The 917-nt window shown below is 27.3% G+C and carries 3 protein-coding genes; all 3 read right to left on the minus strand.

What is annotated here, in order from left to right:
- Positions 1-14 precede the first annotated feature (14 nt).
- The 3 genes from EO083_RS09725 to EO083_RS09735 all read right to left on the minus strand — a co-directional run bounded on the left by EO083_RS09725 (position 15) and on the right by EO083_RS09735 (position 899).
- The gene (locus EO083_RS09725; RefSeq protein WP_241230042.1) at positions 15-215 is read right to left on the minus strand and encodes an SHOCT domain-containing protein; all 201 of its coding nucleotides are present in this window, start codon (positions 213-215) and stop codon (positions 15-17) included.
- A gap of 11 nt (positions 216-226) precedes the next feature.
- On the minus strand, positions 227-298 hold the full coding sequence (locus EO083_RS10085; protein WP_241230043.1) for a hypothetical protein: 72 nt from the start codon (positions 296-298) through the stop codon (positions 227-229).
- Between the two features lie 214 nt (positions 299-512).
- Positions 513-899, minus strand: coding sequence for a DUF302 domain-containing protein (locus EO083_RS09735; protein WP_126994255.1), 387 nt, complete (start codon positions 897-899; stop codon positions 513-515).
- Positions 900-917 lie beyond the last annotated feature (18 nt).

Consider the following 917-nt stretch of genomic DNA (forward strand, 5'->3'; position numbering starts at 1 on the left):
ATACTTTCGACCTCCTATTCAATAAGTTTCTTTTTTCTTAAATATTCCTCTTCTGTAATTTCACCATTTACGAATTTCTCATTTAATATTTTTAATGCTTCTCTTTTTTCATCTCCTGTACTATTTTGGAAATTTCCCAATTTTTTTGCTGTTTCAGGATTTTTTATAAAATACCAGACGATAAATATTATTATTACTACAAATAATATCATCATACTAAATCACCTCACTTCAATTTTTTTAAAATTAATTCCTTCTTTTTGATATACTCTTCCTCTGTGATCTCACCTTTGACCAACCTCTCATTTAATATCTTTAATACATCATAATCTTCATTTTTAATACCAAAGCCCCTATTAAAAAATATTTTTTTATTACAAAATAAATCAACATAAGAAATATTATTAAAAATATTAAACTTATAATTAATCCTATTAAACTATATCCTCCAAAACCAAACGGCCTAAAACATGACCAACCCCAACTGTGCATTATAATTTCATCTCCTTTCTTCAAATCCTTTTTATAACTCTCGTTAAAGCTTCTTCTATCTCTTTAGCTATTTCAAAAACTTTTTTATTTTCTGTGGCTTCCATTGCTATTGTTGGTCTTATTGCAACAACCACTGTTTTTTCACCTTTTTCATACACTATTATGTTACATGGCAAAAATAAACCTACATTTTCCTCTGCTAATATTGCTTTGTGAGCATTCTTTGGATTACATGCTTCTAAAATCGTATACTTTTTAAATTCTATACCCCCCAATCTTGATTTAAATTTCTCGTTTAAATCTATTCTTGCTAAAATCCCAAATCCTTCTTTTTGCAATTCGACATTTATTTTTGATATTGCTTCTTCAAATCCATAATTTGTTTCTTTTAACATCCCATATCTCATTATTCTTCACCTCTATTC

The organism is Thermosipho globiformans, from assembly GCF_003990895.1.
Classification (GTDB): Bacteria; Thermotogota; Thermotogae; order Thermotogales; family Fervidobacteriaceae; genus Thermosipho; species Thermosipho japonicus.